Annotated in this window: 25 protein-coding genes and 1 pseudogene; 12 read left to right on the forward strand and 14 right to left on the reverse strand. The window is 71.6% G+C overall.

The window, feature by feature from the left end; genetic code table 11:
* Both C3488_RS30385 and C3488_RS30390 read left to right on the forward strand, forming a co-directional pair.
* Positions 1-247, forward strand: a pseudogene (locus tag C3488_RS30385) (DEAD/DEAH box helicase); the annotation flags it as partial.
* Positions 248-344: 97 nt separating this feature from the next.
* Positions 345-1,220, forward strand: a complete 876-nt coding sequence (locus C3488_RS30390) for an alpha/beta fold hydrolase (RefSeq protein WP_103844101.1) — start codon at positions 345-347, stop codon at positions 1,218-1,220.
* 8 nt (positions 1,221-1,228) lie between these two features.
* Here C3488_RS30390 and C3488_RS30395 read toward each other — a convergent pair whose 3' ends face one another.
* Entirely contained in the window at positions 1,229-2,125 is an 897-nt protein-coding gene (locus C3488_RS30395) for an NYN domain-containing protein (RefSeq protein ID WP_103844102.1), read from the reverse strand.
* A 249-nt stretch (positions 2,126-2,374) separates the two neighbouring features.
* On the opposite strand from C3488_RS30395, the gene C3488_RS30400 reads away from it, so the two are divergent.
* Positions 2,375-2,527 carry a hypothetical protein gene (locus tag C3488_RS30400; protein WP_103844103.1) on the forward strand — a complete coding sequence of 51 codons (153 nt, stop codon included), beginning with the start codon at positions 2,375-2,377 and terminating at the stop codon, positions 2,525-2,527.
* A 132-nt stretch (positions 2,528-2,659) separates the two neighbouring features.
* Here the strand turns inward: C3488_RS30400 and C3488_RS30405 are convergent, their stop codons facing one another.
* From C3488_RS30405 to C3488_RS30415, 3 genes are all read right to left on the reverse strand, one after another.
* Entirely contained in the window at positions 2,660-3,265 is a 606-nt protein-coding gene (locus C3488_RS30405; RefSeq protein ID WP_103844104.1) for a MarC family protein, read from the reverse strand.
* 162 nt (positions 3,266-3,427) lie between these two features.
* Positions 3,428-4,294, reverse strand: coding sequence for a PHP domain-containing protein (locus C3488_RS30410; RefSeq protein WP_103844105.1), 867 nt, complete (start codon positions 4,292-4,294; stop codon positions 3,428-3,430).
* 127 nt (positions 4,295-4,421) lie between these two features.
* The gene (locus C3488_RS30415) at positions 4,422-5,063 is read right to left on the reverse strand and encodes a DUF6758 family protein (protein ID WP_103844106.1); all 642 of its coding nucleotides are present in this window, start codon (positions 5,061-5,063) and stop codon (positions 4,422-4,424) included.
* Positions 5,064-5,238: 175 nt separating this feature from the next.
* Here C3488_RS30415 and C3488_RS30420 point away from each other — a divergent pair, with 175 nt between their 5' ends.
* Positions 5,239-6,543, forward strand: coding sequence for an MFS transporter (locus tag C3488_RS30420; RefSeq protein WP_181139259.1), 1,305 nt, complete (start codon positions 5,239-5,241; stop codon positions 6,541-6,543).
* 42 nt (positions 6,544-6,585) lie between these two features.
* On the opposite strand, the gene C3488_RS30425 is transcribed toward C3488_RS30420, so the two are convergent.
* On the reverse strand, positions 6,586-7,170 hold the full coding sequence (locus tag C3488_RS30425) for a suppressor of fused domain protein (protein WP_103844107.1): 585 nt from the start codon (positions 7,168-7,170) through the stop codon (positions 6,586-6,588).
* A 543-nt stretch (positions 7,171-7,713) separates the two neighbouring features.
* On the opposite strand from C3488_RS30425, the gene C3488_RS30430 reads away from it, so the two are divergent.
* Together C3488_RS30430 and C3488_RS30435 are read left to right on the forward strand one after the other, a co-directional pair.
* Positions 7,714-8,829 carry a magnesium and cobalt transport protein CorA gene (locus C3488_RS30430; RefSeq protein ID WP_103844108.1) on the forward strand — a complete coding sequence of 372 codons (1,116 nt, stop codon included), beginning with the start codon at positions 7,714-7,716 and terminating at the stop codon, positions 8,827-8,829.
* Positions 8,830-8,851: 22 nt separating this feature from the next.
* On the forward strand, positions 8,852-9,367 hold the full coding sequence (locus C3488_RS30435; RefSeq protein WP_103844109.1) for a hypothetical protein: 516 nt from the start codon (positions 8,852-8,854) through the stop codon (positions 9,365-9,367).
* A gap of 66 nt (positions 9,368-9,433) precedes the next feature.
* Here the strand turns inward: C3488_RS30435 and C3488_RS30440 are convergent, their stop codons facing one another.
* Positions 9,434-10,189: a hypothetical protein gene (locus tag C3488_RS30440; protein WP_181139260.1), complete on the reverse strand. Its 756-nt coding sequence runs from the start codon at positions 10,187-10,189 to the stop codon at positions 9,434-9,436.
* Positions 10,190-10,362: 173 nt separating this feature from the next.
* Here C3488_RS30440 and C3488_RS30445 point away from each other — a divergent pair, with 173 nt between their 5' ends.
* The 3 genes from C3488_RS30445 to C3488_RS30455 are packed head-to-tail and all read left to right on the forward strand — an operon-like array spanning position 10,363 to position 13,384.
* On the forward strand, positions 10,363-11,643 hold the full coding sequence (locus C3488_RS30445; RefSeq protein ID WP_103844110.1) for a magnesium transporter MgtE N-terminal domain-containing protein: 1,281 nt from the start codon (positions 10,363-10,365) through the stop codon (positions 11,641-11,643).
* Entirely contained in the window at positions 11,633-12,208 is a 576-nt protein-coding gene (locus tag C3488_RS30450) for a DUF1003 domain-containing protein (RefSeq protein ID WP_103844111.1), read from the forward strand. Before C3488_RS30445 ends, C3488_RS30450 begins: the two co-directional genes overlap by 11 nt.
* A gap of 42 nt (positions 12,209-12,250) precedes the next feature.
* Entirely contained in the window at positions 12,251-13,384 is a 1,134-nt protein-coding gene (locus C3488_RS30455) for an Mrp/NBP35 family ATP-binding protein (protein ID WP_103844112.1), read from the forward strand.
* 90 nt (positions 13,385-13,474) lie between these two features.
* Here the strand turns inward: C3488_RS30455 and C3488_RS30460 are convergent, their stop codons facing one another.
* From C3488_RS30460 to sigE, 5 genes are all read right to left on the reverse strand, one after another.
* Positions 13,475-14,134, reverse strand: a complete 660-nt coding sequence (locus C3488_RS30460) for a hypothetical protein (protein WP_181139261.1) — start codon at positions 14,132-14,134, stop codon at positions 13,475-13,477.
* 244 nt (positions 14,135-14,378) lie between these two features.
* Positions 14,379-14,825, reverse strand: a complete 447-nt coding sequence (locus C3488_RS30465) for a sec-independent translocase (protein WP_103844114.1) — start codon at positions 14,823-14,825, stop codon at positions 14,379-14,381.
* Positions 14,826-15,023: 198 nt separating this feature from the next.
* Complete coding sequence (locus C3488_RS30470) at positions 15,024-16,865, reverse strand: trypsin-like peptidase domain-containing protein (protein WP_103844115.1); 1,842 nt, start codon at positions 16,863-16,865, stop codon at positions 15,024-15,026.
* 113 nt (positions 16,866-16,978) lie between these two features.
* Positions 16,979-17,968, reverse strand: coding sequence for an anti-sigma factor (locus C3488_RS30475; protein ID WP_103844116.1), 990 nt, complete (start codon positions 17,966-17,968; stop codon positions 16,979-16,981).
* A complete protein-coding gene (gene sigE / locus C3488_RS30480) occupies positions 17,965-18,666 on the reverse strand; it encodes an RNA polymerase sigma factor SigE (RefSeq protein WP_103844117.1) in 702 nt (233 codons plus the stop codon). The genes C3488_RS30475 and sigE overlap by 4 nt, the downstream gene beginning before the upstream one ends.
* A gap of 225 nt (positions 18,667-18,891) precedes the next feature.
* Between sigE and C3488_RS30485 the strand changes: the two genes are divergently transcribed.
* On the forward strand, positions 18,892-19,590 hold the full coding sequence (locus C3488_RS30485) for an O-methyltransferase (RefSeq protein ID WP_103844129.1): 699 nt from the start codon (positions 18,892-18,894) through the stop codon (positions 19,588-19,590).
* 126 nt (positions 19,591-19,716) lie between these two features.
* On the opposite strand, the gene C3488_RS30490 is transcribed toward C3488_RS30485, so the two are convergent.
* On the reverse strand, positions 19,717-19,884 hold the full coding sequence (locus tag C3488_RS30490) for a DUF3117 domain-containing protein (RefSeq protein WP_003966491.1): 168 nt from the start codon (positions 19,882-19,884) through the stop codon (positions 19,717-19,719).
* Positions 19,885-20,255: 371 nt separating this feature from the next.
* Here C3488_RS30490 and C3488_RS30495 point away from each other — a divergent pair, with 371 nt between their 5' ends.
* Positions 20,256-21,059 carry an enoyl-CoA hydratase/isomerase family protein gene (locus tag C3488_RS30495; protein ID WP_103844130.1) on the forward strand — a complete coding sequence of 268 codons (804 nt, stop codon included), beginning with the start codon at positions 20,256-20,258 and terminating at the stop codon, positions 21,057-21,059.
* Positions 21,060-21,106: 47 nt separating this feature from the next.
* On the opposite strand, the gene C3488_RS30500 is transcribed toward C3488_RS30495, so the two are convergent.
* Positions 21,107-21,688 (reverse strand): DNA-3-methyladenine glycosylase I, encoded by a 582-nt coding sequence (locus C3488_RS30500; RefSeq protein ID WP_103844118.1) that lies wholly within the window; start codon positions 21,686-21,688, stop codon positions 21,107-21,109.
* A complete protein-coding gene (locus C3488_RS30505; RefSeq protein WP_103844119.1) occupies positions 21,685-22,032 on the reverse strand; it encodes a DivIVA domain-containing protein in 348 nt (115 codons plus the stop codon). Before C3488_RS30505 ends, C3488_RS30500 begins: the two co-directional genes overlap by 4 nt.
* 160 nt (positions 22,033-22,192) lie before the next feature.
* On the opposite strand from C3488_RS30505, the gene folP reads away from it, so the two are divergent.
* Positions 22,193-23,053, forward strand: a complete 861-nt coding sequence (gene folP / locus C3488_RS30510; RefSeq protein ID WP_103844120.1) for a dihydropteroate synthase — start codon at positions 22,193-22,195, stop codon at positions 23,051-23,053.
* Positions 23,054-23,103 lie beyond the last annotated feature (50 nt).

The following is a 23,103-nucleotide window of genomic DNA, read 5'->3' on the forward strand; positions in this document are numbered from 1 at the left end:
GGCCGCCCCGGTGGCTGCCGCGGACGGTGCGGAGGCCGCCACCGAGGTCACGCCCCGCCGCCGTACCCGCAAGGCCGCCGAGGCCGGGATTCCCGCGCAGGCCGCCGACGAGGCCGAGGCCAAGCCCCGGCGCCGTACGCGGAAGGCCGTCGCGGCAGAGGCGGAGATCCCGGCTCAGGCGGACGACGCCGCGGAGGCCAAGCCGCGACGGCGCACGCGCAAGGTCGCGGAGCCCGTGGAGGGCTGACACCCGCCTTAAGGCCAGGCACTGTTCACCGGATGGCCCGCACCTGTCGCACAGGGGCGGGCCATCGGTGTTCTCGCCGCCCGGTACCCTCACCCCCATGAGCCGTCCCCCCAGCTTCACCCCGCCCCCCGGTGTACGTGCGCACCGGCTCACCACCGAGCGGGGGGAGTTCGCCGTGCTCGAGGCCGACGCGGTGACGGCGCGGGCGAAGGGGACCGCCCTGCTGCTGCCCGGTTTCACCGGCAGCAAGGAGGACTTCCTCCTCCTGCAGCCGCTTCTCGCGGCGGCCGGGTACCGGACCGTCGCCGTCGACGGGCGAGGGCAGTACGAGTCCCCCGGACCGGAGGACGACGAGGCACCGTACGCGCAGGCCGAGCTGGCACGGGACGTGATCGCGCAGGCGCACGCCGTCGGGACGCCCGTGCACCTGCTCGGGCACTCTCTCGGCGGCCACATCGCCCGGGCCGCCGTCCTCCTCGACCCCTCCCCGTTCGTCTCGCTCACCCTGATGGCCTCCGGCCCCGCCCAGATCTCCCTCCCCCAGCAGCAGCGCGTCAAGCTGCTGCACGACGCCCTCGCCGTCCTGGACATGGCCGGGGTCTGGGACGCCATCCAGGCCTTCGAACCGCCGCAGGACATCGACGCCGGAGACCTCGACGAGGGTCTCTCCGACGGGGAGGACCTGCGCCGCCGCTGGCTGAGCAACAGCCCCGCCCAGCTCCTCGCCACGGGGCGGCAGCTGTGCGAGGAACCCGACCGCGTGGCGGAACTCGCCGCCGTCGGCCTGCCCGTGCACGTTCTGTCCGGCGACCGCGACGACACCTGGCCCGTCCCGCTGCTGGACGACATGGCGGACCGCCTCGGCGCTCACCGCACCGTCGTCCCGCAGGCGGAGCACTCCCCCAACACCGACCGGCCGGAGGGGACGGCCCGCGCCCTCGCCGCCTTCTGGGACCGGCTCGTCCGGCCTTGAGATCTGGCCTAGTACTGCGCCTGCAGGTGCTCCCAGAACCCGTCCCGCAGGGCGCGGCGCAGGTCCGCCTGGCCGCGCAGCGAGTACTGCAGCAGGCCCTCCGCCTCCACCAGCAGGTCCTGGTCGATGGAGCCGGGCAGATACGGGTGACCGGGCAGCAGGTCCGCCAGCGAGTCCCGGCCGCGCTCGGCGAGCCACTTGGCGGCTACCTGCGCGCCCACGAAGCGGACGTCGTCGCGAGTGGGGCGGGCCGTGGAGGAGGGCTCGTAGGTCGCGGCCGTGCGGCGGCTCACATACGGCTTGAAGAAGTCGAGCTCGAGGGTGCGCTGGCTGTCGACCTCCCACAGCAGCGGTTCCGCCTGGTTGCGGCCCTCGGGCGCCTCGATGCCCCACAGGTGCACCCGGGCCCCGTACCCCTGCGCCGCCTCGACCGCCGACACCAGGTCCTCGTCGCCGCCGATGAGCGCGGCGTCGCTGATGGCGCGGTGCCGGGCCAGTGACTCGAGGTCGGTCCGGATGAGGGAGTCGACGCCCTTCTGCTGGTTGTTGGCGTTGAGATTGCCGAGCCGCACCTTCACGTCCGGGAGTTCGGCGATGGACTGCTGTTCGGCGGTGTGGATGCGGCGTCTCGCGCCGTCGTACCAGTACACGCGCAGCAACCGACTGTCCGCGAAGACCTGGCGCGCCTTGTCGATGAGGGCGTCGATCAGTCCCTCGGCGTCGAGGTCGAAGGCCCGGCGGTCCTCGGTGCCGGCGATGAGCCGTCCGGCGGCGGCGTACAGGTAGCCGGCGTCGACGAAGATCGCATGAGTCGAGGGCGTCTTCGCCACCTCGGCGAGCATGCGCTGGAGCAGCTCGTTCGTTCGGTCGATGCGGGCGCCGAGCGCCGCCAGGTCGTCGTTCATATGCCTCCATTCTCCCGGCGGTCACGCTGCGAACACAACCGATCCCAATCAGTGCACCATGAACTCAAACCCGCCGTCGACTCAGTCGATTACCCGTCAGTAATTAGCGACTCGAAAAATTTCCTTAGCATAGGGAATGTTTGTAACAAGCATCCCGTTGACTACTCACAGGAGAAGGGGCACCGACGCTCCGCGCTCCGCTCGCCAGCAGTTCTCCGCAGGAGGATGACCAGACGAAGGGAGAAGCCCATGCGCTTCGAAATCATGCGACTCGACGATGTCGACGGTACCCCCGTGGACACGACCGTCGTGGACGCCGCCTCCGTCAACCAGATCGTTCAGCAGGCCGCGGCCATCGGGCAGCGGCTGTGGATCCGCCCGGCCGGGACGACCACCTCGTAACGGCACCGACGACACACACGCGCACGTATACGACCTGCGTATACACGAGGACGACCACACGTAGACGACTTCGGAGCCCCGTACGGCATCGCGCCGTACGGGGCTCCGCGCGTTCCGGGCCCTGACCGGCGGTCAGGTTCCGTGGACGACCCGGATGACACCGTTGATGATCTGCTGCACGGCGATCGCGGAGAGCATCATGCCCGCGAGCCGGGTCACCAGGACCACCCCGCCGTCCTTGATGACGCGGATGATCAGCAGTGAGTACCGCATGACCAGCCACAGCACGACGTGGATCGCCAGGATCGCCGTCCACACCGACACCTGGGTGCCCAGGCTGTCCGCCTTCTGCACCGCGAGGATCACCGAGACGATCGCCCCCGGTCCGGCCAGCAGCGGCATGCCGAGCGGCACCAGGGCCACGTTGACGTCCTTGGTCTGCTTCGGCTCGTCCGTCTTGCCGGTCAGCAGGTCGAGGGCGATCAGCAGGAGCAGCAGCCCGCCCGCGATCATCAGCGCGGGCACGGAGACGTGCAGGTAGTTCAGAATCTGGTGGCCGAGCACACCGAACACGGCGATGACACCGCCGGCCACGCAGACGGCCTGGAAGGCCATGCGCTTCTGCACCTTGGCGGGGCGGCCGGCGGTCAGCGCCAGGAAGATCGGGGTGATCCCGGGCGGATCCATGATCACGAACAGGGTCAGGAAGAGGGAACCGAAAACGGCGACGTCGAACATGGGTGCCTTGCGATGAGGTACGGACGAGCAACGAGCATGCGGCGGCGGGCGTCCCGCGGCCGCCGGGTGCCGTCGCCGCGCGCGGAGGCGTGCGACGGCTGGACACGGCGGCGGGCGCCGGGTGCCTCGGGGAAGGGCAGAAGAGGGGGAGCTACGGCCGGATCAGGTGTTGCGGGCTCCGCCGGTGCCAGGGACGGGGAACGCGCCGGTGGCCCGCCGGATGATCTCCCCGTAGACCTCCGGGTCGGTGGTGTACTCGCCGAGCACGCACGTCTTGCGGCTGCCGTGGTAGTCGGAGGAGCCGGTGACCAGAAGGTCCAGCTCGGCGGCGAGGCCGCGCAGCCGGGCCCGGGTCGCCGGGTCGTGGTCCATGTGGTCGACCTCGATGCCGTCGAGCCCGGCGGCGGCGAGGTCCGCGATGGCGGACTCCGGCACGGTGCGCCCGCGCTTGGAGGCGGCCGGGTGCGCGAAGACCGTCACTCCGCCCGCGGCCTTGACCAGCCGGATCGCCTCGAAGGGGTCGGTCTCGTGCTTCTGCACGTACGCACGCCCCCCGTCTGCCAGCCACTCGGGCGTGAACGCGTCCGAGACGCTGCCGACGACGCCGAGTTCCACCAGCGCGGAGGCGATGTGCGGCCGTCCGACCGAGCCGTCACCGGCGATGCGGGCCACCTGCTCCCAGGTGACCGGCACGCCCAGCTCCCGCAGCTTGGCGATCATCGCGTGGGCGCGCGGTACGCGGTCGTCCCGCACCAGCTCGCGCTCCGCGAGCAGATCGGGCTCCTCGGGGTCGAAGAGGTAGGCCAGCATGTGCATGCTGATGCCGTCGTACCGGCAGGAGAGTTCGGCACCCGTGACGAGCGTCAGCCCCGCGGGCAGCGCCCCGATCGCCTCCGCGTGACCGCGGGTGGTGTCGTGGTCGGTGAGCGCGACGACGTCCAGTCCGGCGGCAGCGGCGTTCCGCACCAGCTCGGCCGGGGTGTCCGTACCGTCGGAGGCGATGGAGTGGGTGTGCAGGTCGATGCGCACGACACGTACTCCAGGCGGTGACGGGACGGAAGGGGACGCTCAAGGATAACGGCAGTTCCGGGGCCCCTGTCACACCCGCACAGCGAATGCGCCCCCTACGGCGCCCCGCTCCCCGCGGTGGCTCGTGTCACGGCTCGAGCAGGCGCGGCGACAGCGCTCCGATCGGCAGGAGATCGACCTCCGCCCCCGCGTCCCGCAGATCCGTCAGGACCATCTCGTCGTACATCAGCAGGCCCGACTGCTCCGGCCAGACGACCGCCCACAGCCACAGGCCGCGCGCCTCGCCCGCGAAGACCGCACGGTCACCCGGGACGCCCGCGACATGCCACAGCGGCGTGGGGCGGCCGACGGCGAGCACCTTGGCCTGGGGCGGTTTCTCCACGTCCAGGTACGGACCCGGGTCCGGCCCGTCGATGCCCGCGTACCGCGCTCCGAGTCCGACCCCCAGTTCCTCCGCGACCAGGATCAGCTCGCCCATGCCGCCGAGCGGCCCGGGACCCGAGCAGGCCACGGCCGTTGCGCGGCCTCCACTGCGGTCGTCACCCGCGTAGGCCACACCCGTGAAGAGCCAGCCGACCGGCAGCGGCCACGGCATCCACACCGGCACCCGGGCGCGGTGCACCACAACGCTGAGGGCCTCGACGCTGGGCGGGATCACGGGCTGCAGCGGATGCACGGTGCCGTGCACATCGCACTGCCAGGAGTCGGCAAAGAGTCCGGGAGCCCTGACCCGGCCACCGCACTTCGGGCAACTGGGTTCGCCCCTCATAGGCTCCCACGGTCCTCCCCGTCCCGCGTCGCGTCAAGGACGATCACCCGTCCGGCGTGTACCCCTCACGCCCGATTCACCTGCGCCAGCTAGATGCCGCTTGCACTAATTAGCAGACCTAACTTAATATGTGTATATACCAACTATCTGCACTCACGACTCTGCGAGGAGACGCATGAAGGCCACCACAGGAGGAGAACCCGCCACAGCGGCCGACGTGGACCCGTTCGACGCGGGAGCCGGCAGCATCCTGCGGCAGCCGAAGGCCGTGTGGGCGACCGCCGGAGCATCCGTCGTCGCGTTCATGGGCATCGGACTGGTCGACCCGATCCTGCCGTCCATCGCGAAGGGCCTCCAGGCGACACCCGGCCAGGTCTCCCTGCTGTTCACCTCGTACTTCCTGATCACCGCCCTGGCGATGCTGGTGACCGGCTTCGTCTCCAGCCGCGTCGGCGGCCGCAGGACCCTGCTGCTCGGCCTAGCCCTCGTCGTGGTCTTCGCGGGCCTGGCGGGCACCTCGGGCTCGGTCGCGCAACTCGTCGGCTTCCGGGCCGGCTGGGGCCTCGGGAACGCACTCTTCGTCTCCACGGCCCTCGCTGTGATCGTCGGCGCGGCGGCCGGAGGCAGCGCCGCAGCCATCCTGCTCTACGAGTCCGCGCTCGGCCTCGGCATGGCCTGCGGCCCGCTGCTGGGCGCACTACTGGGGAACGTCAGCTGGCGCTACCCGTTCTTCGGCACGGCGACGCTCATGGCGATCGGCTTCCTGTGCATCACGGCGTTCCTGAAGGAGCAGCCGCGGCCCGCGCGGAAGACCTCACTGCTGGACCCGATCAAGGCGCTCGGCCACGGCGGCCTCGCCTCCGCGGCGGTCTCGGCGTTCTTCTACAACTACACGTTCTTCACCGTGCTGGCCTTCACGCCCTTCGTGCTGAACATGACGCCGTACAAGTCAGGCGCCGTGTTCTTCGCCTGGGGTGTGCTGCTCGCCGTCTTCTCGGTGATCGTGGCGCCGCGCATGCAGGAGCGCTTCGGCTCGCTGAAGGTGCTCGGCGGTTCGCTGGTGCTGCTCGCGGCGGACGTGGCCGTGCTCGGCTACGGCGGCCACACCACCGCCGTCGTCTGCACGGTCCTGTCCGGGGCGTTCATCGGCGTGAACAACACGGTCTACACCGAGCTGGCCCTCGGCGTCTCGGACGCGCCCCGTCCGGTGGCGAGCGCGGGCTACAACTTCGTGCGGTGGTTCGCGGCGGCTGCCGCGCCCTGTCTCGCGCCGAAGATCGAGGAGTGGAGCGACATCCACATGCCGTTCGTGGCGGGGGCGGCGACGGCGCTTCTCGGGGCGGTCGTGGTCCTCGTGCGGCGCAGGGCGCTCACCCTCCCCCAAGCTCTCGACTCCGCTCGAGCAGGGGGGACCCCCATGGCCGAGGAGCTCCAGACGCGGCACGCGACCGAGGACGGTGTCACGGTCTTTGCCAAGTGACCGTTGCCGGGCGGGCGTTGGTGAGCTTGCTCACCCCTGGCCTCAGTCCAGAGGGACGGACCTGCGGGAGGGATCCCTCAGGTCCGTCCCGTTCGTCAGCCAGCGCTCCTGAAGGGCCCCCGCGCCGTGCACCCGCTTCCAGGCGGCCTCGTTCGGAGTCATCGGCAGCAGCGGCAGGAACCGTACGGGATCCAGGGGCTCGTCGAGTTCCAGGTCCTCGACCAGGCCACCGGGCTCGGCCACCAGGACGGAGGTGAACGGGGCGCCGGGCCACAGCGGTTCACCCACCTCCAGCGAGGCGCCGGGCGCCACGACCACGCCCTCGACCTGCGGGGACGCGGCGAGTACGGCGAGCGGGCGGAGCACCTTGTCGGTGTCGGCGAGGCCGCCGCGCACGGAGAGGACCAGCTCCGCGCGCGGTCCTTTGACGGGGTCGGCGAGCATCCCGGTGGGGTCCGTCATGGGCTGTGCGGACATGCCGAGGGTGGCGTAGCGGACGATGTCGCCCTCATGGAAGCGGAGCACCTCGATGCGGTCCGTGCCGAGGAAGGTGACCGCCGCGCGCGCGTCCGGTTCGCCCAGCGCGGTGCGCAACCGGGCCTCGACCAGAGGAAGAACATCAACCATGCGGCGAGCATAGAACTCGTCAGCACCGGGCAAAGCGGCGCCTTGACACTTCTGTCGGCTGATACTCTTGGCCGGTGGTTTCGGGCAGCACTCGGTAGGGAAATCTTCCAGGCCCCCAAGGCACCGGAGAAGTCCTGTCAGGCCCGGCACCCATGAGACTCCCCCCAAGGGGGCACCCTCTAATCAGGGTATGGATCGTCCCTCAGCAGGGACCGGCCGGAGGAGGTGGGGCTGTTATGGATCGAAGTCGACCGTGCAGTACCACCCGCTCTTCCAGCCGCTGACGCAGCTGTTCTGACTCCCGTCGGCTGCCACCTCTCGCATCTCGCGTTCGCGTCGCCACGGAAGAGCACTTCGTTTCGCTTTGCCTGATCTGTCTGATCTCAGTCAGTAGCTGAATCAGCAGCGAAGCCCGCCACCGTGACGGTGCGGTGCTCCCCGCTTTGTGGACGTGCCAAACCTCCGCAGCCAGGACGTCCCCATTCCGGGTAGTTCCACCCGTTTCCCGTGGCCTTTCGCTGCTCGTTGCGAAGGAGCCCTGCCATGTCGATGATCCGTGACCTGCGCGCCGTGGTCCGCCCGTCCCGCACCTCCCCGCGGAAGGACAACGGCGCGTACGACACCACGCGTGACCCCGGGATGCCGTCCGCCGTCGTCGACTGCGCCGTCTACCGCGACGGCGTCCGCGTCCAGACGCAAGCGCCGCTGTCCCCGCACGAGGCGATGCGGCTGGTCCGGCGCGACGGAGGGTTCGTGTGGATCGGGCTGCACGAGCCGACCGAGGCGGAATTCGCCGGTATCGCCCGCGAGTTCGGGCTGCACCCGCTGGCCGTCGAGGACGCCGTGCAGGCGCACCAGCGGCCCAAGCTGGAGCGGTACGACGACTCCCTCTTCACCGTCTTCAAGACCGTGCACTACGTCGACCACGACCAGCTGACCGCCAACAGCGAGGTCGTCGAGACCGGCGAGGTCATGTGCTTCACCGGGCGGGACTTCTTCATCACGGTCCGGCACGGCGGGAAGGGCTCGCTCAGGACGCTGCGGCACCGGCTGCAGGACGAGCCCGAGCTGCTCTCCAAGGGCCCCTCGGCGGTGCTGCACGCGATCGCCGACCACGTCGTCGACGGGTACATCGCGGTGGCCGACGCGCTGCAGGACGACATCGACGAGGTGGAGACCGAGGTGTTCTCGCCGGGCCGCAAGGGCACGCCGCGAGGCACGGACGCCGGCCGGATCTACCAACTCAAGCGGGAGGTCCTGGAGTTCAAGCGGGCGGTGGCGCCGCTACTGCGGCCGATGCAGCTGCTGAGCGAGCGGCCGATGCGGCTGATCGACCCGGACATCCAGAAGTACTTCCGCGACGTCGCCGACCACCTCGCCCGCGTCAACGAGCAGGTGCTGGGCTTCGACGAACTGCTGAACTCGATCCTCCAGGCCAACCTGGCGCAGGCGTCCGTCGCACAGAACGAGGACATGCGGAAGATCACCGCGTGGGCGGCGATCATCGCAGTGCCGACGATGGTGTGCGGGGTGTACGGCATGAACTTCACGTACATGCCCGAGCTGCACTGGAAGTACGGCTACCCGGCGATCATGGGCATCACGGTCGGCATCTGCGTGGGCATCCACCGCATGCTGAAGCGGAACGGCTGGCTGTGACGGTCCCGACTAGGCTGGGCGCATGACAAGCGAGCTGCTCGAGAGGGCCCTGGTCGAGGAGGCCACGAAGAAGTCCGGGCTGATCTGGGTCCAGGGCGCGGGGCCGGCCGCGGCCGCCCGTGCGCTGTGGCACGTCTGGTACGAGGGCGCGGCGTGCGTGGTGGGCGACGGACCCGGTGAGCAGCCGCTGCCCGGCCTGGTCGACGGCGGGGACGCGGTCGTGACGGTGCGCAGCAAGGACAAGGGCGGCCGGATCGTCACCTGGCCCGCGAGGGTGGTGGAGTTGGCGCCGGGGTCGCCCGAGTGGGAGGGTGCGGTCGCCGAGCTGAAGGGCAAGCGGCTGAACGCGCCCGACGGGGAGGAGATGCCGGAGCGGTGGCGCCGGGAGTGCCGGGTGCTCCGCCTGGAGCCGCAGGGGACGACCGTGCCGCTGCCGTCCGACTCCCAGGCCGCGCGCCCGGTCCCGACCTCGGCCACGACCCGCCGCCCGATCCCGGCGGCGCTGCCGCGGCTGCTGCGGCGCAAGCGCCACGGCTGACCGCCGCCGGCGGCAGCAGGGTGGCTGCCCACAGCGGTGGCCGGCCGGCTGCCGCAGTCGCGGCGGCTACGACGACGGCAGCTGCTTCCCGTAGTCCACCGTCTGCTCCTTCGGTGGCTCCGCCAGGGTGAAGTCCTTCCCCCACTCCGACAGGCGGAGCGTCCCCGCGTTGCCGGCGCGGACCAGGAGCAGGGGATACGGGCTTCCCTCCAGCGAGACGTCCAGGCTGCCTCCGGCGCCCTTGTCGCCGGTGACGCGGATCGTGCGGACGCCGTTCTGCTCGTGGTGGCCGTCCGTCGCCAGCGCGCCGTGCAGCGTGAGGAGCCCGTCCAGCAGGACGTCCTTGTCGGTGAAGCCGCTGAAGCGCTGGTAGGCCGGGTCCTGCGAGGGCACCTTCACGTACTTTCCGTCCAGCTTGCCCGCCGCGGCCGCCGAGCCCCCGGCGTCCCCCGAACCGTCCTGCTGGTTCCAGAACGCCGCGTCGGCCTTCAGGAACAGGTGCTTGCCCACCCGCAGCAGCCGGAACGTTCCGTTCTTGGAGGTGACCGACCCGCTGCCGCCCTCCCCCTTCAGCCGCATGTCCAGTGTGTAGGTGCCGCCGTTGCTGACCACGGTGCCGGACAGATGGACCGACGACGCCGACCTGGCCGCCGTACGCGTACGGCTCTGGATCTTGTCGGCGGGCAGTTTCCCGACACCGTTGGTCCCGGCGTCCGGGTCACCACCGCCGCACCCCGCGAGCCCCGCCCCCGTCACGACCAGCGCGCACATCGCGCGCACCAGCGCGGCCCTGCGGGTACGGCCCTGGGGAATGGCGGTCACAGGCGGGGCTACCTCTCATGTGGGAGTCCTCATCGGCGTACCGCAGAGTACCGGTGCCCGGGAGACCTTCCAGAGCCGGTTCATCCGCACCCCCGCCAGCGCGCGGCGCACCGGGACGGGCTAGCCTGAAGCCCACGCGAGCGGACAAAACAGCAGGAAAAGGAGGCGCGGGCATGGCCGCGAGCGCCCCTCGGATCTTCGTCTCACACCTGGCCGGGGTCGCCGTCTTCGACCCTACCGGCGACCAGGTGGGGCGCGTGCGCGACCTGGTCGTCATGCTGCGGGTGGGCCGGCGCCCCCCGCGGCTGCTGGGCCTGGTCGTCGAACTCGTCACCCGCCGCCGTATCTTCCTGCCCATGACCCGGGTGACCGGCATCGAGTCGGGCCAGGTCATCACCACCGGCGTGCTCAACGTGCGCCGCTTCGAGCAGCGGCCCACCGAGCGGCTCGTCTTCGGGGAGCTGCTCGACCGGCACGTCACCCTCGTCGAGACGGGCGAGGAGGTCACCGTCCTCGACCTGTCCGTGCAGCAGCTGCCGGCCCGCCGCGACTGGGAGATCGACCGGGTCTTCGTGCGCAAGGGGAAGGGCGGCACGTTCCGGCGCAGCAAGGGCGAGACGCTGACGGTGGAGTGGTCGGCGGTCACCGGGTTCTCCCTGGAGGAGCACGGACAGGGCGCCGAGAGCCTGCTGGCCACCTTCGAACAGCTCAGGCCGGCCGACCTCGCCAACGTCCTGCACCACCTGTCCCCCAAGCGCCGCGCGGAGGTCGCCGCGGCCCTGGACGACGACCGGCTCGCCGATGTGCTCGAAGAGCTCCCCGAGGACGACCAGATCGAGATCCTCGGCAAGCTGAAGGAGGAACGCGCCGCAGACGTCCTCGAGGCGATGGACCCGGACGACGCCGCCGACCTTCTCGCCGAACTGCCGGAGGAGGAGAAGGAGCGGCTGCTGAGCCTGATGCAGCCCGCCGACGCGGCCGACATGCGCCGTCTGATGGCGTACGAGGAGAAGACCGCGGGCGGCCTGATGACCACCGAGCCGATCGTGCTGCGGCCCGACGCCACCGTCGCCGACGCGCTCGCCCGGGTCCGCAACCCCGACCTGTCCCCCGCGCTGGCCGCGCAGGTGTACGTCTGCCGTCCGCCGGACGAGACGCCCACGGGCAAGTACCTGGGGACCGTGCACTTCCAGCGGCTGCTGCGGGACCCGCCGTACACCCTGGTCAGCTCGCTCGTCGACGACGACCTGCAGTCGCTCGCCCCGGACGCGCCGCTGCCCGTGGTGGCCGGGTTCTTCGCGGCCTACGACATGGTCGCGGCGCCCGTCGTCGACGAGTCCGGCTCGCTCCTCGGCGCGGTGACCGTGGACGACGTACTGGACCACATGCTCCCCGACGACTGGCGCGAGACAGAGTTCCACCTGGACGAGGAGGGGGTCGGCGATGACGCCTGACCGCGAGAAGCTCCCCTCCGGCGCGACCGCCGCCACCCGGCGCCTCCGGCTCGACCAGCCGCAGCCACGGCGCGTCCGCCTGGTGCCCGAGTGGGACCCGGAGGCCTTCGGACGCCTGTCCGAGCGCATCGCGCGCTTCCTCGGCACCGGGCGGTTCATCGTCTGGATGACAGGCGTCATCATCGTGTGGCTGGGCTGGAACATCATCGCCCCGGTCCACCTGCGCTGGGACCCGTACCCGTTCATCTTCCTGACACTGGTGCTGTCGCTGCAGGCCTCCTACGCCGCCCCGCTGATCCTGCTCGCCCAGAACCGCCAGGACGACCGCGACCGGGTGAACCTGGAGCAGGACCGCAAGCAGAACGAGCGGTCGATCGCGGACACCGAGTACCTGACCCGCGAGATCGCCGCGCTGCGCTCGGGCCTCGGCGAGGTCGCCACCCGGGACTGGATACGGTCCGAACTCCAGGACCTGATGAAGGAACTGGAGGACAGGCGGCGCTCCGACGGGCATGTCGTATTCCCGGCGGAACGGGCGCACGGACGTGACGTAGACGACCGCTGACGGGCTTACCGTGGCCACCGCGGTGCGCCGTACCATCTCCTTATGGCTACGGAAGACGCGGTGCGCGAAGCGCTGGCGACGGTGAACGACCCCGAGATCCATCGACCCATCACCGAGCTGGGGATGGTCAAATCGGTGGAGATCGGTGCGGACGGAGCGGTCGCGGTCACCGTGTACCTGACGGTCTCCGGCTGCCCGATGCGCGACACGATCACGCAGCGCGTGACCGAGGCCGTCTCGCGCGTCGAGGGCGTCACCCGCGTCGACGTCACGCTCGACGTGATGAGCGACGAGCAGCGCCGCGAGCTGGCGACCGCGCTGCGCGGCGGCCAGGCCGAGCGCGAGGTCCCCTTCGCCAAGCCGGGCTCGCTCACCCGGGTGTACGCGGTGGCCTCCGGCAAGGGCGGTGTCGGCAAGTCCTCCGTGACCGTGAACCTGGCGGCGGCGATGGCCGCCGACGGCCTGAAGGTCGGTGTCGTGGACGCCGACATCTACGGCCACAGCGTGCCGCGCATGCTGGGCGCGGACGGGCGGCCCACCCAGGTCGAGAACATGATCATGCCGCCGTCCGCGAACGGCGTGAAGGTCATCTCGATCGGCATGTTCACCCCGGGCAACGCCCCGGTCGTCTGGCGCGGCCCGATGCTGCACCGCGCGCTCCAGCAGTTCCTCGCCGACGTGTACTGGGGCGACCTGGACGTGCTGCTGCTCGACCTGCCGCCCGGCACCGGCGACATCGCCATCTCCGTGGCCCAGCTGGTCCCGAACGCCGAGATCCTGGTCGTGACGACCCCGCAGCAGGCGGCCGCCGAGGTGGCCGAGCGAGCGGGCTCGATCGCCGTGCAGACGCACCAGAAGATCGTGGGCGTGGTCGAGAACATGTCCGGCCTGCCCTGCCCGCACTGCGGCGAGATGGTCGACGTCTTCGGCACGGGCGGCGGCCAGCTGGTCGCCGACGGCCTCTCCCGCACGACGGGTACGACGGTCCCGGTTCTCGGCAACATCCCCATCGACGTCCGCCTGCGCGAGGGCGGCGACGAGGGAAAGCCGGTGGTCCTCACGGACCCGGACTCCCCGGCGGGCTCGGCCCTGCGCGCGATCGCGGGCAAGCTCGGGGGACGGCAGCGGGGCCTGGCCGGGATGTCGCTGGGGATCACGCCGAGGAACAAGTTCTAGTCCCAGGGCTCGTACGACGAGGGGGCGCCGTCGCACCGACGGCGCCCCCTCGTCGTACGCCCGGCCGAGCGCCGCGGCGTCGGGCGTCCGCTAAGCGGTGTAAGCGGTGATGTCCTTGATCACGGCGAAGCCCAGACCGTACGCGCTCATGCCTCTTCCGTACGCCCCGAGATGCACCCCGGCCTCGGTCGCCCCCGCGAGCACCCAGCCGAACTCGGACTCGCGGTAGTGGAAGGGCGTCGGCACCCCGTCCACCGGCAGGGACAGCGTCGACCACGCGGGCCCGGTCAGGTCGTCCGCGAGAACCCACGCCGTCTCCGTCTGCTGGTCCAGCCAGTCGTCACGCAGGGTGTGGTCCATCTGGCCCGGCCAGGTGAACGACAGCAGCCCCACACCCGCCAGCCACGCCGCGGACGAGACCGATGTGGCCTCCAGCACGCCGGTGCCGTCCGGGCTGCGCCGTACGGGGTTCTCGGCGACGGTGACCACGACCGCGAACCGTTCCTTGTCCTCGGTGGCCTCGTTGCGCACGGACGGCTCGTCCCCGTGTCCGATGGACCCGTGTTCCACGGTCCCGTCGGCCGCGGTGCCCACCTGCATCAGCCAGCGCGGCCCCGTGAACGCCTCGTCGAGGCCGTACCACGGGAAGGGTGCCCGGAGATAGCCGTCGACCGTGCGGCGGGCGGAGGGGAGCTGTGGTCCGCCCTCCGCGGCCGACGCCTGCGCGTCCACCCGACTCGTCGTCTCCATCTGCCCGGACGCCTCCTCGCTCTCGTCGGACCCGAGCGGCCCGCCCCCCACGGGCGTCCTCGCTCACGAACGGTCCGCACAACAACTGGGCAGCATAGCCACAGCGCTCCGAACAGCAGCGAAACGCCCGGCGCGTACCACCCCCCGCGCGGCGCCATACGGCCGTACGCACGCCGATGGGGTGTATGGCCTGCGTCACATCACGTGGGTGCGATGGGCGTCGGCCGGGCGTGGCGCGCGGGGCTCAGGTGGCGTCCGCGTCGAAGGGCGGGCGCTCGTCGGGGTCGGTGCTCGTGGGCTTCTTCGTCATGTCGACGGTGCCGCCGGTCGGGCCGGAGGACGCCGACGAGGAGGTGGACGACTCGGGCTCGCGGCCGTGGACCGCGTCCGTGACCTCGGCCATCTCCTTCTTCAGGTCGAAGCCGTTGCGGATCTCCTTCAGCCCCAGGTCGTCGTTCTCCAGCTGCTTGCGGATGAACGTCTTGGGGTTGAGGTCCTCGAACTCGAAGTCCTTGAACTCCGGACCCAGTTCGCTGCGGATGTCCTGCTTGGCGCTCTCCGAGAACTCGCGGATCTTGCGGATCGTGCGCGAGACGTCCTGGATCATCTTGGGGAGCTTGTCCGGACCGAAGACGAGCACGGCGATGACCACGATCGTGACCAGCTCGAGCGGTCCTATGTCATTGAACACCTGAAGCTCCTTGCGATGTCCTCGGTCCTCGGCCCTCGGTGGTCTGTGCGGGTCTTCCGTGGTCCGGGCCGGGTCCACGGTACCCGGCGTTCCTGCCGTACCGGTACTGTCCCGGCGCACCGGCCGCGTGTACGCGACGGGTTTTCCGGGTTGTTTGCCTTGTCGGGCGGGCTTCGTCCCGCCCTGGCGGGGTTCGCGTCAGCTGCCGTCCGCCGAGCCGAGGACGAGTGTGATCCTCCGTTCGGCGCCGCCGCGGACCACGGTCAGCTGCAGACGGTCGCCGGGGCGGTGGGCGCGGGTCCTGATGATCAGCTCCTCCCCGGAGTGGACGCGCACGCCGTCGACCTCCGTGATGACGTCGCCGGGCTTGATGCCGGCCTTGTCGCCCGCACCGCCCCGGGTGACGGCGGGGCCTCCGCCGGCGCCCTTCGCGCCGACCCGGGCGCCGTCTCCCGTGTAGTTCATGTCGAGCGTGACACCGATCACCGGGTGGGTGGCCCTACCGGTGTTGATCAGCTCCTCGGCAACGCGCTTGGCCTGGTTGACGGGGATGGCGAAGCCGAGCCCGATGGAACCGGCCTGGCCGCTCTGATCGGATCCGCTGCCGGCCGAACGGATGGCGGAGTTGATGCCGACGACACGGCCCCTGCCGTCGAGGAGGGGGCCGCCGGAGTTGCCGGGGTTGATCGGGGCGTCGGTCTGCAGGGCGTCGACGTACGACACGTCGCTGCCGTCGCCCTTCTCGCCGCCGGCGGTGATGGGCCGCTCCTTGGCGCTGATGATGCCGGAGGTGACGGTGCCGGCGAGGTCGAAGGGCGCGCCGATGGCGACGACGGGGTCACCGACCTCGACGTTGTCGGAGTTGCCGAGGGGCAGCGGGGCGAGGCCGCGGACGCCGGTGACCTTGACCACGGCGAGGTCGTAGCCGGTGTCCCGGCCTACGACGGTGGCCTTGGCGCTCTGGCCTCCGTTGAACGTCACCGTTATCTCGCCGCCGGCTGCCGCGGGTTGCACGACATGGTTGTTGGTGAGGATGTGGCCGCGTCCGTCGAGGACGAAGCCGGTCCCGGTGCCCTCCTCGGAGGCGCCCTTGACGTGCAGGGTGACGACGCTGGGCAGCGCCCGTGCGGCGATCCCGGCGACGCTGTCCGGGGCGCGCCCCGCGGGCTCCTTCCCGGCCTGCGGCAGCCGCACCTCGCCGATGCCACCGTCCCGCTCCCACGCGGCGCCGACGACACCGCCGATCCCTCCGGACAGGAGCGCGACCAGCACGCCGACCACAACCAGCGCCTTCCGGCCGCTCCCCCGCCGCTGGTCCGTGCCGGGCAGCGTGGCGCCGTTCTGCTGGAAGGGGGCCCGGGGCGCCCACGGGTCGTAGTTCTGCCAGGGGGAAGGGGACGAGGGGGCACCGCTCGGGCCGGTGGGGCCGCCCGGCAGGGGTGCGGTCGGCGGCGTCGGCACAGCGGTCGCGCCGGGCACGGGTGCCTCGGGCACGCCTGCGCCTCCGGGCACGGGCGCGCCCGGGGGCGGGGGTGTGCTCTGCGGGGCGGCGTCGGGCGGGGACGGCGCAGCCGGGTGCTGGACCGGTGGCGCGGGCGCCCAGGGCCCCGGTTCGCCGTAGGGCGGGGTGTTGTAGGGGTCGGGGTCGTGAAGGGCCTCGACGCGACCGTCGAGGGCGTCGGGCGCGTCGCCGCTCTGCCGAGGGTCGATGTGCCCGGCAGAACCTTTCGGCGCCGTGCCCGCGGCGGCCGGGCGCTCCAGCTCGAAATCGCCGTCCCCGTCGGCGGTCACCGGCTTCGCGAGGCCGTCGGCCGCGTCCCCGGTCCTCGCCGCGGCCGGGCGCTCCAGCTCGAAGTCGCCCTCGGCGCCGGCCTCGCCGCGGGGGCGTGCCCCGGCAGGGGCGGGCAGCTCGAAGTCGCCGCCGGACTCTCCGCCCGGCGCCCTACCGCCGTTCGTCGCCCCCTCGGCGTCGCGCGCCGCTCCCGACTCGCTCGCCCCGTCTTCCGGTCCCGCCGCAGGGACCGGCTTCCCCTCGTTCATGCTCTCCCTACACCCGCCGGCGGCATCTGATGCCGCGGATTCCGCGCCCGGACCGCTTGCGCGGCGCGGGCACCATGGATTCAACCAGGTTCCCCGCGCGACCGCGCGGTCGCTCAGCGGCCGGTGTTCGAGGGGGGTGAGGGCGTGTGGGACGTGGCCGGCACCGGCCGGGCCAGCAGGCCGGGGGTCGTCAGCCGGGGGGCGGTCGACAGTGCGAAGGGTCCGGTGTCGGTGAGCGGGCGTATGAGCGGGGACATCGCAGCCGCGCCGGCCACCACGGGAGCGGTCAGCGCGCGGATCTGCGAGACGTCCTGGATGCCGGGAGCGGGCACTCCGGGCAGCAGCGGCGCCGAGGACTGCGTGGACGCGACGGGCGTCCGGTCCACCGCACGCTGCCCGAGCAACGCTCCGGTGGACCGCCGTCGCTGCGCCTCGGGCGACGTGGCACCCCCTGTACCCGGTGAGCGCATCGGCGTGACATTGCTGTTGGCCCCGGAACCTCGAGCCTCCACGCCGGTGTCACCGCCCACGCCGGACACGCCGCCGAGCGCCAGCGCGGCCAGCGAGACGGCGCCGGCGGCGACGAACGCGAAACGCCGCCCACGGGACGTCGGCCGCTCGCTCTCCTGCCGGCCGACGGGATGGATGCGGAAGCCGCCGTCCTCCGGGAGGACGCGGTCCCCGGGGAGGCCGCGGCTGTCGGACGGCGACAGTGCCGTGGCGTGCGGGCCCGCCGGGACGTAGCCGAAGGGCTCACCCCTCACTCCGAAGACGCCGGGCCGCGCGGGCAGTCCGGCTCTGCCCGGGAGTCTTCTGCCGAATCCTCCCCCGCCGAGCGGCGTGCCGTCGCCGTCGACGTCACCTTCCGTGGACAGGCCCTGGAGGCGGGCCAGGAAGCTCTCGGACGGCGGCGGCGGGGCCGCCTCGGCGAAGACGTTCTTCAGCCGGCGCTGGGCGTCGGCCTCGGCCTTGCACTTCGGGCACGTGGCCAGATGGGCCAGCACGCGCTCGCGCGTCTCATGACCGAGCTCTCCGTCCACCAGGGCGGAGAGGCGGTCTCCCAGGTGCTGCTCTGCCGGTGTGGGGCGACGGGATCCACTCACGCGGTCGCGCCCCCTCCCCCCAGCGCGGGCACGCGGGGCACGAAGGAGCGACGCTCGGCCGTGCGGGCCTGAGGCGCCCGGTGCGCGAGCGCCTTGCGCAGCTGCGAGCGGCCGCGGTGGATCCGGGAGCGCACCGTGCCGAGCTTGACGCCCAGGGTCGCGGCGATCTCCTCGTAGGACAGTCCTTCGATGTCGCACAGGACGACGGCCGCGCGGAACTCGGGCGCGAGCGTGTCCAGCGCCTGCTGGACGTCCGCGTCGAAGTGCGCGTCGTGCAGGAGCTGCTGCGGCGTCGGCTCACGGCTCGCCAGGCGTTCGGCCGCGTCCTCGCCGAGCGCGTCGAAGCGGATGCGCTGCTTGCGGCGGACCATGTCCAGGAAGAGGTTCGTGGTGATGCGGTGCAGCCAGCCCTCGAACGTGCCGGGCGTGTACGTCGACAGGGAGCGGAAGACCCGTACGAAGACCTCCTGGGTGAGGTCCTCGGCGTCGTGCTGGTTACCGGTCAGGCGGTACGCCAGTCGGTAGACCCGGCCGCTGTGAGTGCTGACGATCTCCTCCCAGGTGGGCGGAGTCCACGCCTGCGCGTCCGCGTCGGTGGCGAAGGTCGCGGTCTGCGCGGTGTCGGCAGCGTGGTGGGTGTCAGCGATGTCGGTCACGGATTTCGGCTCACCCGATGACCTGAGAAGGAGCCGTAGCACCCCTCCCCGATCCGCAGGCGCAGCCGCACCTCCCCTGTCGGCTCTGGTGGTGTCCAGTGGAGCCCCTACCATAGCCACCTCGCCCGTTAGCTCCGGATAAGCGGTTTTACGAGAATTTGATGCGGGCTGATACGGCTGCGTCAGCACTTGCTCGGCACCCACGTCCACGCGTCCGTCCCGGTCCTTCCCCACGCCCTCTTCCCACCCTCCTCAACGCCCGGTCCCATCTGCGGGTTCCCGCCGTCAACGGATACAGTCACGCCCAAGCAATCACGGGGACGGGAGAGGGTCATTACCGGCAACCGGCAGACGAGCTGGGCGTTCGCCGACGCCTATGTCGCCGAGGACGACGCGCTGCGCTGGGCCCGGGAACGGGCCCGTGAAGCAGGGCTGCGCTCGGTGTCGCCCGGCACGGGCGCCGCGCTGCGCATGCTCGCCGCCACCGTGGACGCCAAGGCGGTGGCGGAGATCGGGACGGGATGCGGTGTCTCCGGGATCCACCTGCTGCACGGCATGCGGCCGGACGGCGTGCTGACCACGGTGGATCCGGAGCCGGAGCACCAGCAGTTCGCCCGCCAGGCCTTCCGCGCCTCCGGCTTCGCCAGCAACCGGGCCCGCTTCATCCCGGGCCGGGCCCTGGACGTCCTGCCTCGGCTCGCGGACGCCGGCTACGACCTCGTGTTCTGCGACGGCGACCGGCTCGAGGTGCTCGACTACCTCGCCGAATCGTTGCGTCTGCTGCGTCCCGGCGGGCTCGTCGTCTTCGAGGGCGCCTTCGCCAACGGCCGCACGGTCGGCTCGGGGCCGCAGCCCACCGAGGTGCTGCGGCTGCGGGAGCTGCTGCGCACGGTGCGCGAGAGCCCCGACCTCGTGTCCTCACTGCTCCCGGTGGGGGACGGACTGCTCTGCGCGGTCAGGCGGTGAGCACGGCCGTGGGGGCGGGCCGGGTGGGCCGCCCGGGTCGAAGCACCCCCGGGAAGCCCCCCTGGAAAAAGCGGTCCCCGGCACCGCGTACGATGCCGGGGCAGCTGAGATCCGGGGTCTGCCGCGTCAGCCGACGACCTTCTTGAGGGCGTCGCCGAGCGCGTCGGCCTCGTCCGGGGTCAGCTCGACGACGAGCCGACCGCCGCCTTCGAGCGGAACGCGCATGACGATGCCCCGCCCCTCCTTGGTCACCTCGAGCGGGCCGTCGCCCGTCCGCGGCTTCATGGCCGCCATGCTCGTTCCCCTTCCTGAAACCAGCTCATCGTCAGCCGACGGCCCCTTGAAGGGCACGCGATCCTCACAGGACACGCGACACCGGCATCGAACACATTGCTTCCAGGCCATTATCCCGCATCTCATGACCCGATGACCAACATCGGTCGGCATCGCTTGGGCAACACGCGCGAGCAAAACCACTCAATTCGGCGATGTGGCTGTGATACTTCGCCCCCGCACGGAGATCCGCCGACCGGATCCCTGCGGGAATTCTTTGATGCAGGTCACACGTACGGTCCGTTCCGTGGACGGTGATCTCGGCCATGCTGTCCTTCGGACGCGGGCGTACCGGCCGGTACGCCCGAGGCGCGACACCGGAGGGGACCACCATGGCCGACACCGTGCTCTACGAGGTGAGCGACGGACTCGCGACGATCACGCTGAACCGTCCCGAGGCGATGAACGCACTGAACATCGCGACCAAGGTCGCCCTCCGGGACGCGGTGCGGTCCGCGGCGGACGACGGCTCCGTACGCGCGATCCTGCTCACCGCCGCCGGGGACCGGGCGTTCTGCGTGGGGCAGGACCTCAAGGAGCACATCGGGCTGCTGGCCGCCGACCGGGAGACCGGCTCGGGCCAGACGATGAGCACGGTCCGGGAGCACTACAACCCGATCATCCGGGCGCTGGCGGGTGCGCCCAAGCCGGTGGTGGCCGCGGTGAACGGCGTCGCGGCGGGGGCCGGCTTCGGATTCGCGCTGGCCGCGGACTACCGGATCGTGTCGGGCACCGCATCCTTCAACACGTCGTTCGCGGGCGTCGCGCTGACGGCCGATTCGGGCGTCTCCTGGACGCTGCCCCGCGTGGTCGGTCCCGGGCGCGCGGCCGACCTGCTGCTCTTCCCGCGGAGCATCGGCGCCCAGGAGGCGTTGGAGCTGGGCATCGCGAACCGGGTCGTCCCCGCGGACGAACTGCGGACCGAGGCGGAGAAGGTGGCCGTGGCGCTCGCCGAGGGGCCGACGGTGGCGTACGCGGCGATCAAGGAGGCCGTGGCCTACGGGCTGACCCACTCCTTGGAGGAGACCCTGGAGAAGGAGGACGAGCTGCAGACACGGGCAGGCTCGTCCGACGACCATGCGATCGCGGTAGAGGCGTTCGTGAACAAGGAGAGGCCGAAGTACCTGGGCCGGTAGGTCTGCGACTGACCTGGCCGTGCGCCGCCCCGGTCGATCGGCGGGAGTCAGTCGTCGCGGGCGGCGCAGTCCGCCAGGTGGTCGTTCACCAGGCCGCAGGCCTGCATCAGCGCGTACGCCGTGGTCGGGCCGACGAAGCGTATGCCGCGCTTCTTCAGGGCCCTGGAGAGCGCTGTCGACTCCTCGGTGACCGCGGGGACGTCGGCCAGGGTCGCCGGAGCCGGGCGGGACGCGCCGTCGGGGGCGTGGGACCAGATCAGCTCGTCGAGCTCGCCCGGGGCCCACTCGGCCAGCACGCGTGCGTTGGCGAGCGTCGCCTCGATCTTGGCGCGGTTGCGGATGATTCCCGGGTCGGCGAGCAGACGCTCCTGGTCGGCGTCGGTGAACGCGGCCACCTTCGCGATCCGGAAGTCGGCGAAGGCGGCCCGGAAGCCCTCGCGGCGGCGAAGGATCGTGATCCACGACAGACCCGACTGGAACGCCTCCAGGCACAGCCGCTCGTACAGCGCGTCGTCGCCGTGGACCGGGCGGCCCCACTCCTCGTCGTGGTACGCCACGTAGTCCACGGTGGACAGTGCCCAGGGGCAGCGCAGCACGCCGTCGGGCCCCGCGACGGCCGCACCGCTCACTGGGGGTCTCCTTCGGCCCGCTCCTCCGTTGCCGGTCCGGCGGCGCGGGCGCCGGCGAGCGCGGCCTCCAGGTCGGCGATACGGGAGTCCCGCTCGGCGATCTCGGCGCCGAGGCGGCCGAGCGCGTCGTCCACGTCGGCCATGCGGTAGCCCCGGAGGGCGAGCGGGAAGCGCAGGGCCTCCACGTCGTCGCGGCCGACGGGGCGGTCCGGCGGGAGCGGGTCGTCGAACCGCTCGGGGGCCGCCTCCGGCAGCGGGGTGCTCTCGCCGCCTCCCACCACGGCCAGTGTCACCGCGGCGACCACGACGGCGAGCGCGACGACCAGGAACAAGAACATGAGCATCACTTAAGTCCCCACGCTCGGTGCCGGCGCGCTGCGCGCCGACGCGGAAGTGCCGATGTCGAGTCTGTCTTTCCCTCTGCGTCAGATCGTGCCATGCGTCGCTGACAATTAAGGTCACAGGCGGCCGAGGAACGGGACGTACTGGGAGAGGTCACAGGGGATGCTCAAGCTGGGCAGGCGAGAATTCGGCGAGCACGAGCCGGTGATCATGGCGATCGTGAACCGGACGCCGGACTCCTTCTACGACCAGGGGGCCACGTTCCGCGACGAACCCGCCCTCGCGCGCGTGGAGCGGGCGGTGGCCGAGGGTGCCGCGATCATCGACGTCGGCGGGGTGAAGGCCGGGCCGGGCGAGGAGGTCACGGCCGAGGAGGAGGCGCGGCGGACGGTCGGTTTCGTCGCGGAGGTGCGGCGGCGTTTCCCGGACGTCGTGATCAGTGTGGACACCTGGCGGCACGAGGTCGGCGAGGCCGTGTGCGAGGCGGGCGCCGATCTTCTGAACGACGCGTGGGGCGGGGTCGATCCACGGCTCGCCGAGGTGGCGGCACGGTACGGGGTGGGGCTGGTGTGCACGCACGCCGGGGGCGCGCTGCCGCGGACACGGCCGCACCGGGTGACGTACGACGACGTCATGGCCGACATTCTGAAAGTGACGGTGGGGCTGGCGGAGCGGGCGGTGGCTCTCGGGGTGCCGCGCGAGTCGGTCCTGATCGACCCCGGCCACGACTTCGGGAAGAACACGCGGCACAGCCTGGAGGCGACGCGGCGGCTGGACGAGATGGTCGCCACCGGGTGGCCGGTGCTGGTGTCGCTGTCCAACAAGGACTTCGTCGGGGAGACGCTGGACAAGCCGGTGAAGGAACGGGTGTTGGGGACGCTGGCGACGACGGCGGTGTCGGCGTGGCTGGGGGCGCAGGTGTACCGGGTGCACGAGGTGGCGGAGACGCGGCAGGTGCTGGACATGGTGGCGTCGATCGCGGGCCACCGGCCCCCGGCGGTGGCCCGCCGGGGCCTGGCCTGACGGAGTCTTCCTCGCCCCCGCCGCCCCTACCCGTCCCCTCGGGGGCTCCG

Source organism: Streptomyces sp. Ru72 (genome assembly GCF_002920635.1).
GTDB lineage: Bacteria > Actinomycetota > Actinomycetes > Streptomycetales > Streptomycetaceae > Streptomyces.